Consider the following 7,752-nt stretch of genomic DNA (forward strand, 5'->3'; position numbering starts at 1 on the left):
CAGCGGCACCGCGATCAGGTAGCTGATGAAGAAGGTCCAGAGGCCGAGGCTGATCGACACCGGCATCTTCTCCTTGATGAGCTGCCAGACGTCCTTGCGCTGGTAGAAGCTGGTGCCCAGGTCGAAGCGTGCGAACGACTTCAGCATGGTCCACAGGCGCTCGTGGGCGGGCTTGTCGAAGCCGTAGAGCTTGCGGATGTCCTCGACGCGCTGCGGGTCGAGGCCCTGGCGGCCGCGGTAGCCGGCGCCGCTGGCCGCGGCCCGCTCGCCGCCTGAATCGCGCCCCTGCAGCTGCGCCACCATCTGCTCGACCGGGCCGCCCGGCACGAACTGGATCACGCCGAAGGTGATGACGAGCACGCCCAGCAGCGTGGGGATCATCAGCAGCAGGCGCTTGAGGATGTAGCTGGTCATTCGGTGTTCATGTCCGGTGCGGCCGCGTCATTTGTTGATGGGCGAAGCCCACCACGTGGTGAGCGCCCAGTCGCCGGCATCGTAGTACGGCGGAATGGTCGGCGGCAGCACGAACGGCGCCGGCCGGTAGCCGACCAGGAAAGCGTTGCCGTAGTACTGCGGGATCGAGTAGTAGCCATTGGAGAGCACCCGGTCGAGCACGCGCATGGCCGTGGCCAGCTCGGGCCGCGTGGTGGCCGCCAGCACCTTGCCGACCACCGCGTCCACCGCCGGATCGGCAATGCCCCAGATGTTGGACGAGCCCGTCGTGTCGGCCGCCTTGGAGCCGAACAGCTCGAGCAGCTCGCCGCCCGGCGCGCTGTTGCCGGGCAGGCGCAGCGAGGTCATCTCGAAGTCGAAGTTCTGCATGCGCTGCTGCGAGAGCGAGAAATCGACCGTGCGGAAGGTCATCTCGATGCCGAGCTTGCGCAGCGCCGTCTGCAGCGGTGTCACGACGCGGATCAGCCCGGGCTGGTCATTGAGGAACTCGATCGTGAAGGCCTCGTTCTTCGCGTTGCGCAGCGCGCCGTCGCGGTAGGTCCAGCCGGCCTCCTCCAGCAGCGCCCTCGCCTTGCGCAGGTTCTCGCGCAGGCTGTTGGGCGGCGCCGTGCTCGGCGGCTGCGGGGCCGGGCCGAACACCTCGGGCTTGAGCTTGCTGCGCAGCGGCTCCATCAGCGCGAGTTCGTCGGGCTTGGGCAGGCCCTCGGCGTGGAACTCGCTGTTCGGAAAGTAGCCCTGCACCCGCGTGTAGAGGCCGTAGAACAGCTGGCGGTTGAGCCACTCGAAATCCATGGCCAAACCAATGGCCTGGCGCACGCGCACGTCCTTGAACTTGTCCTTGCGGATGTTGAACACATAGCCCTGGAAATCGCCGGGGTTGTGGTTCTCGAAGGCGCGCTTGACGATCTCGCCGCTGTCGAACTGCCTGCCCTTGTACTGGCGCGCCCAGTTGCGCGAGGTGAATTCGCGCATGAAGTCGAACTCGCCGGCCTTCAGGCCCTCGAAGCGCGCGGTTTCGTCCAGGTAGACCCGGAAGGTGATGCGATCGAAGTTGTACAGCCCCTTGCGCACCGGCAGGTCGGCGCCCCAGTAGTCGGCGCGGCGCACGTAGGTGATGTCGCGGCCCAGGCGGTCGCTGGCCGGCTTGTAGGGGCCGGAGCCGATCGGCATCTCGGTGACGATCTGGTCGAACGGCTTGCCCCCGCCCCATTGGCGGCTGAAGACCGCCATGCCGCCGATCACCAGCGGCAGCTCGCGGTTCGGACTCGCGAAGTCGAAGCGCACGACGCGCTCGCTGGTGGCCGTCGCCTTCTTCACTTCTGCGTAGATGGTGCGGTACTGCGGCGCGGCCAGCGGGCCGGTCAGGGTGTTGAACGAATGCACCACGTCGGCCGCCAGCACCGGCGAGCCGTCGTTGAAGCGCGCCTTGGGGTTCAGGCGGAAGGTGGCCGACAGGCGGTCGGGCGCCACCTCGACGTCTTCGGCAAGCAGGCCATAGACCGTGGTCGGCTCTTCGGAATTGCCCGTCATCAGGCTCTCGAACATCAGCGAGYCGATGCCCGATGGCGCCGTGCCCTTGAGCGTGAACGGGTTGAGCTTGTCGAAGTTGGTGGGCCGCGTGGGCGGCACCATCCGGATCTCGCCGCCCTTGGGCGCGTTCGGATTGACGTAGCTGAAGTGGGTGAAGCCGGGCGGGTACTTGATGTCGCCGAACTGCGCGTAGGCATGGGCGGCCCATGAAGGAGCCGCCGAGAGCGCCAGAAAAAGAAGCAGCCAAACCCGCATGCGAGAATTCTGCCCAAGATTTTCACGAGGCAACTTCATGGGCTTTCTTTCCGGCAAAAAACTGTTGATCACCGGCGTGTTGAGCAATCGCTCCATTGCCTACGGCATAGCCAAGGCCTGTCACGAACAAGGCGCCGAGCTTGCTTTCAGCTACGTCGGCGAGCGATTCAAGGACCGTATCACCGAATTCGCCGCGGACTTCGGCTCCAAGCTTATTTTTGACTGCGACGTGGGCGACGACGCGCAGATCGACAAGCTCTTTGCCGATCTGGCGCAGGCGTGGCCCAGGTTCGACGGGTTCGTGCACAGCATCGGCTTTGCGCCGCGCGAGGCCATTGCGGGCGACTTCCTCGAAGGCTTGTCGCGCGAAGGCTTCAAGATTGCGCACGACATCAGCGCCTATAGCTTCCCGGCCATGGCCAAGGCGGCCCTGCCCTACCTCAACGACAAGTCGGCGCTTCTCACGCTGACCTACCTCGGCGCCGAGCGCGCGCTGCCCAACTACAACACCATGGGCCTGGCCAAGGCCTCGCTCGAGGCCTCGGTGCGCTACACCGCGGCTTCGCTCGGCCCCAAGGGCATGCGGGTCAACGGCATCAGCGCCGGGCCGATCAAGACGCTGGCGGCCAGCGGCATCAAGGGCTTCGGCAAGATGCTGTCCGCCGTGGCCGACGCCTCGCCCATTCGCCGCAACGTGACCATCGAGGAAGTCGGCAACGTGGCTGCCTTCCTGCTGAGCGACCTGGCCAGCGGCGTCACCGCCGAGATCACCTATGTGGACGGCGGCTTCAGCAACGTCGTGGCGGGCATGGCCGAGTAATCCTCGGCCGAGTAATCGATCGGCAGCGGCCTCTTGCTGAACAGACGTTCCCTCCTGCTCGCCGGCCTCGGCGCGCTGGCGGCCCGCGGGGCCGCCGCGCGCGAGGCCGCGCCGGCCTTGATGCTGGCCGAGGTCTACCGCCCCGGCATGTCGCTGGACGACTACTGGGTCAGCGAAAAATTCGACGGCGTGCGCGGCTACTGGGACGGCAAGCAGCTGTGGACGCGCGGCGGCGAACCGGTGGTGGCGCCCGCCTGGTTCATCGCGCCGTTGCCCAAGCAGCCGCTCGACGGCGAGCTGTGGGCCGGCAGGGGCCAGTTCGCGCATGCGGTTTCCACCGTGCGCAGCCAGACGCCCAACGACACCGCCTGGCACAGCATGCGCTTCATGGTGTTCGACCTCCCGGCCCAGGGCGGCGATTTCACGGCGCGGCTGGCCGTCTTGCGCAAGCTGCTGCCGATCACCGATGCGCCGTGGGTGGTGCCCGTGCCGCAGGAGCGCGCAACCACCCATGCGGATCTGCAGGCCCTGCTCGCCAAGACCGTGAAGATGGGCGGCGAGGGCCTGATGCTGCACCGGGGCGGATCGCTCTACCGCGCCGAGCGCAACAGCGACCTGCTCAAGGTCAAGACGGGCGGCTTGCCCAGGTTCGCGCGCTTCATGCGGGTGCGCAGCGACCGGCCCTCCTGAAGCGCGGCGCGCGCCCTCCCCGCTTCTTGCCGCCTACTTCTTCGGCGCGGCCACGCAGTCCGCGTAGTAGCGCTTCTTGCCGGTTTCGTCGATGCGCGCCACCAGGCCGTGGATGTCGGTCTCGAAGCCCGGGCACTGCGAGTTGAACTCGCGCGAGAACCGGAGGTAGTCGACGATCTTCTTGTTGAAGACCTCGCCCGGAATCAGGAGCGGAATGCCCGGCGGGTACGGCGTGATCAGGCTCGTGGTGATGCGGCCTTCGAGTTCGTCGATCTCCACGCGCTCGGTCTTGCGGTGCGCAATGTGGGCGAAGGCGTCGCTCGGCTTCATGGCCGGCGTGAGGTCGCTCAGGTACATCTCGGTCGTCAGGCGCGCCACGTCGTAGCGTGCGTAGAGCTGGTGGATGTGCTGGCACAGGTCGCGCAGGCCCAGGCGCTCGTAGCCGGGATGCTGCTGGCAGAACTCCGGCAGGATGCGCCACATCGGCTGGTTGCGCGCGTAGTCGTCCTTGAACTGCTGCAGCGCCGTGAGCAGCGTGTTCCAGCGGCCCTTGGTGATGCCGATGGTGAACATGATGAAGAAGCTGTACAGGCCGGTCTTCTCCACGATCACGCCATGCTCGGCCAGGAACTTGGTCACCACGCTCGCGGGAATGCCGGTGTCGGCAAAGTTGCCTTCGAGGTCGAGGCCCGGGGTCACGATGGTCGACTTGATCGGGTCGAGCATGTTGAAGCCGTCGGCCAGCTCGCCGAAGCCGTGCCAGTTGCGCGGCGACTTCTTGCTCTTGCTCTGCTTGCCGTTCTTCTCGCCCGTCATGATCCAGTCTTCGGCGCGGCCGATGCCTTCGTCGACGAGCTTCTCGGGGCCCCAGACCTTGAACCACCACTCGTCCTTGCCGAATTCGTCTTCCACCTTGCGCATGGCGCGGCGGAAGTCGAGCGCCTCCAGGATGCTTTCTTCCACCAGCGCAGTGCCGCCGGGCGGCTCCATCATGGCGGCGGCCACGTCGCAGCTCGCGATGATCGCGTACTGCGGGCTGGTCGACGAGTGCATCAGGTAGGCCTCGTTGAACAGGTCGCGGTCGAGCGCACGGTTCTGCGAGTCCTGCACCAGCACGTGGCTGGCCTGGCTGATGCCCGCGAGCAGCTTGTGGGTCGACTGCGTGGCAAACACGAGCGACTCCTTCGGCCGCACGCGGCGCTTGCCCATCGCGTGGTAGGCGCCATAGAACGGGTGGAAGGCCGCATGCGGCAGCCAGGCCTCGTCGAAGTGCAGCGTGTCGACGTAGCCGTCGAGCATGTTCTTGATGGTCTCGGTGTTGTAGATCACGCCGTCGTAGGTCGACTGCGTGAGCGTCATCACGCGCGGCTTGACCTTGTTGGGGTCCACGTCGGCCAAGAGCGGGTTGGCCTTGATCTTGGCCTTGATGGCGCTCTGCTCGAACTCGCTCTTCGGAATCGGTCCGATGATGCCGAAGTGGTTGCGCGTGGGCTTCATGAACACCGGGATCGCGCCGGTCATGATGATCGCGTGCAGGATCGACTTGTGGCAGTTGCGGTCGACCACCACCACGTCGTCGGGCGCCACCGTGTGGTGCCAGACCATCTTGTTGCTGGTGCTGGTGCCGTTGGTCACGAAGAAGCAATGGTCGGCGTTGAAGATGCGCGCCGCATTGCGCTCGCTGGCCGCCACCGGGCCGGTGTGGTCGAGCAGCTGGCCGAGTTCTTCCACCGCGTTGCAGACGTCGGCGCGCAGCATGTTCTCGCCGAAGAACTGGTGGAACATCTGGCCCACGGGGCTCTTCAGGAACGCCACGCCGCCCGAATGGCCCGGGCAGTGCCACGAGTACGAGCCGTCTTCGGCGTAGTCGATCAGCGCCTTGAAGAACGGCGGCTGCACGCCTTCGAGGTAGCTCTTGGCCTCGCGGATGATGTGGCGCGCCACGAACTCCGGCGTGTCCTCGAACATGTGGATGAAGCCGTGCAGCTCGCGCAGGATGTCGTTGGGAATGTGGCGCGAGGTCTTGGTTTCGCCGTAGATGTAGATCGGCACGTCGGCGTTCTTGCGCCGCACCTCGCCGATGAAGTTGCGCAGGCTCAGCACCGCGGGGTCGAGGTCGGGGCCGACCGTGAATTCCTCGTCGTCGATCGACAGGATGAAGGCGCTGGCGCGGCTTTGCTGCTGCGCGAACTGGCTCAGGTCCCCGTAGCTCGTGACGCCCAGCACCTCGAAGCCCTCCGTCTCGATGGCCTGCGCGAGCGCGCGAATGCCGAGGCCCGAAGTGTTTTCGGAGCGGAAGTCCTCGTCGATGATGACGATGGGGAAGCGAAATTTCATGAGCAGGGCTCCGGACAGGCAATGAGGCGCGAAGTGTACGGAATTCGGATGAAGGATTGAGTCAGGTTTTGACACAGAATGTCGTGCATTCACCAAAGAGGAGAAGTCATGGCGAATTCCACCATCTGGTGGCTGATAGCGGGAGCCGCCATCGTGCTGGAATTGCTGTCCGGCACGGTCTACCTGTTGCTGCTGGCCACCGGCTTTGCGGCGGCGGCCATTGCGGCGCACCTGGGTGCCGGCACCGTTTCGCAACTGGTCGTGGCGGCGGTCGTCGGCGTGGGGGCGGTCCTGGTCTGGTATGCGGTCCAGCGCCGGCGTCCGGCCGCCGCGCCCACGGCATCGAACCGCGATGTCAATCTGGACATCGGCGAGATCATCCACGTCGAGGCCTGGAACCCCGACGGCACCGCCACCGTTCGCTACCGCGGCGCCCAGTGGACCGTGATTCCGCGTGCGGGCCAGGCCCCCGCCACCGGCGAGCACCGCGTGGTCGAGGTGGTCGGCAGCCGCCTCGTGGTCGACAAGACCTGATCAGAACAGAACCCTAGAGGAGAAAACCATGGAATTTTCGGTCCCCATCATCATCCTGGTCATTGCGATCATCTTCATCAGCCAGTCGGTCAAGTTCGTGCCGCAGCAGAACGCCTGGGTGCGCGAGCGCCTGGGCAAGTACCACGGCACCATGACGCCCGGCCCCAACTTCCTGATCCCGTTCATCGACCGGGTCGCCTACAARCACAGCCTGAAGGAAATCCCGCTCGACGTGCCCAGCCAGATCTGCATCACGCGCGACAACACCCAGCTGCAGGTCGACGGCATCCTGTACTTCCAGGTGACCGACCCGATGCGCGCGAGCTACGGCTCGTCGAACTACATCGTGGCCGTGACGCAGCTGGCGCAAACGTCGCTGCGCAGCGTGATCGGCAAGCTCGAACTCGACAAGACCTTCGAGGAGCGCGACGTCATCAACGCGCAGGTGGTCGCGGCCATCGACGAGGCGGCGCTCAACTGGGGCGTGAAGGTGCTGCGCTACGAGATCAAGGACCTGACCCCGCCCAAGGAAATCCTGCTGGCCATGCAGGCGCAGATCACCGCCGAGCGCGGCAAGCGCGCCCTCATCGCCGCCTCCGAAGGCCGCCGCCAGGAGCAGATCAACATCGCCACCGGCGAGCGCGAGGCCTTCATCGCCCGCTCCGAAGGCGAGAAGCAGGCCCAGATCAACAATGCCCAGGGCGAGGCCGCCGCCATCACGGCCGTGGCCACCGCCACGGCCGACGCCATCGAACGCGTGGCTGCCGCCATCCGCCAGCCCGGCGGCGAACAGGCCGTGCAGCTCAAGGTGGCCGAGCGCGCGGTCGACGCCTACGGCAAGGTCGCGGCCGATTCCAAGACCACGCTGATCGTGCCCAGCAACATGACCGAAACCGCCGCCCTCATCGCCTCCGCGATGCGCATGGTCCAGGCCGGCAAGCCGCAGAATCCGGCCTGAGCGACTGCTACAATCGAGGGCTCAGGAGCGGTGGATGAGCGGTTTAAGTCGCACGCCTGGAAAGCGTGTGAGGGTTAATAGCCCTCCGCGGGTTCGAATCCCGCCTGCTCCGCCAGAGAAGTCATGGGTTTCATGCGGGTTTCCAGCCCGTCAGCATGTTGACCCGCATCAAACC

At 65.9% G+C, this 7,752-nt stretch carries 7 protein-coding genes and 1 tRNA gene; 5 read left to right on the forward strand and 3 right to left on the reverse strand.

Annotated features, from left to right (window positions below):
* Positions 1 to 414, reverse strand: a 414-nt coding sequence (locus AC1DOC_RS21855) for an ABC transporter permease family protein (RefSeq protein ID WP_478130468.1), incomplete at its 3' end; no start/stop codon positions are given.
* 27 nt (positions 415 to 441) lie between these two features.
* Positions 442 to 2,238 carry an extracellular solute-binding protein gene (locus tag AC1DOC_RS21860; protein WP_478130469.1) on the reverse strand — a complete coding sequence of 599 codons (1,797 nt, stop codon included), beginning with the start codon at positions 2,236 to 2,238 and terminating at the stop codon, positions 442 to 444.
* Positions 2,239 to 2,275: 37 nt separating this feature from the next.
* On the opposite strand from AC1DOC_RS21860, the gene fabI reads away from it, so the two are divergent.
* Entirely contained in the window at positions 2,276 to 3,058 is a 783-nt protein-coding gene (gene fabI, locus AC1DOC_RS21865) for an enoyl-ACP reductase FabI (RefSeq protein WP_012747844.1), read from the forward strand.
* A gap of 33 nt (positions 3,059 to 3,091) precedes the next feature.
* The gene (locus tag AC1DOC_RS21870; RefSeq protein ID WP_478130470.1) at positions 3,092 to 3,748 is read left to right on the forward strand and encodes a DNA ligase; all 657 of its coding nucleotides are present in this window, start codon (positions 3,092 to 3,094) and stop codon (positions 3,746 to 3,748) included.
* A 33-nt stretch (positions 3,749 to 3,781) separates the two neighbouring features.
* Here the strand turns inward: AC1DOC_RS21870 and AC1DOC_RS21875 are convergent, their stop codons facing one another.
* Positions 3,782 to 6,085 carry an arginine/lysine/ornithine decarboxylase gene (locus AC1DOC_RS21875; protein WP_012747842.1) on the reverse strand — a complete coding sequence of 768 codons (2,304 nt, stop codon included), beginning with the start codon at positions 6,083 to 6,085 and terminating at the stop codon, positions 3,782 to 3,784.
* Between the two features lie 108 nt (positions 6,086 to 6,193).
* Here AC1DOC_RS21875 and AC1DOC_RS21880 point away from each other — a divergent pair, with 108 nt between their 5' ends.
* The 3 genes from AC1DOC_RS21880 to AC1DOC_RS21890 all read left to right on the forward strand — a co-directional run bounded on the left by AC1DOC_RS21880 (position 6,194) and on the right by AC1DOC_RS21890 (position 7,692).
* Complete coding sequence (locus tag AC1DOC_RS21880; RefSeq protein ID WP_012747841.1) at positions 6,194 to 6,619, forward strand: NfeD family protein; 426 nt, start codon at positions 6,194 to 6,196, stop codon at positions 6,617 to 6,619.
* Positions 6,620 to 6,647: 28 nt separating this feature from the next.
* Positions 6,648 to 7,577 (forward strand): SPFH domain-containing protein, encoded by a 930-nt coding sequence (locus tag AC1DOC_RS21885; protein WP_012747840.1) that lies wholly within the window; start codon positions 6,648 to 6,650, stop codon positions 7,575 to 7,577.
* A 24-nt stretch (positions 7,578 to 7,601) separates the two neighbouring features.
* Positions 7,602 to 7,692, forward strand: a tRNA-Ser gene (locus AC1DOC_RS21890).
* Positions 7,693 to 7,752: the final 60 nt, after the last annotated feature.

This window comes from Variovorax sp. 01T439_2 (assembly GCF_056398445.1).

Excerpts from the sequence above, each read along its gene's own strand:
- fabI (WP_012747844.1), top strand. The coding sequence starts at position 2,276 with ATGGGCTTTCTTTCCGGCAAAAAACTGTTGATCACCGGCGTGTTGAGC.
- AC1DOC_RS21875 (WP_012747842.1), bottom strand. The coding sequence starts at position 6,085 with ATGAAATTTCGCTTCCCCATCGTCATCATCGACGAGGACTTCCGCTCC.
- AC1DOC_RS21880 (WP_012747841.1), top strand. The coding sequence starts at position 6,194 with ATGGCGAATTCCACCATCTGGTGGCTGATAGCGGGAGCCGCCATCGTG.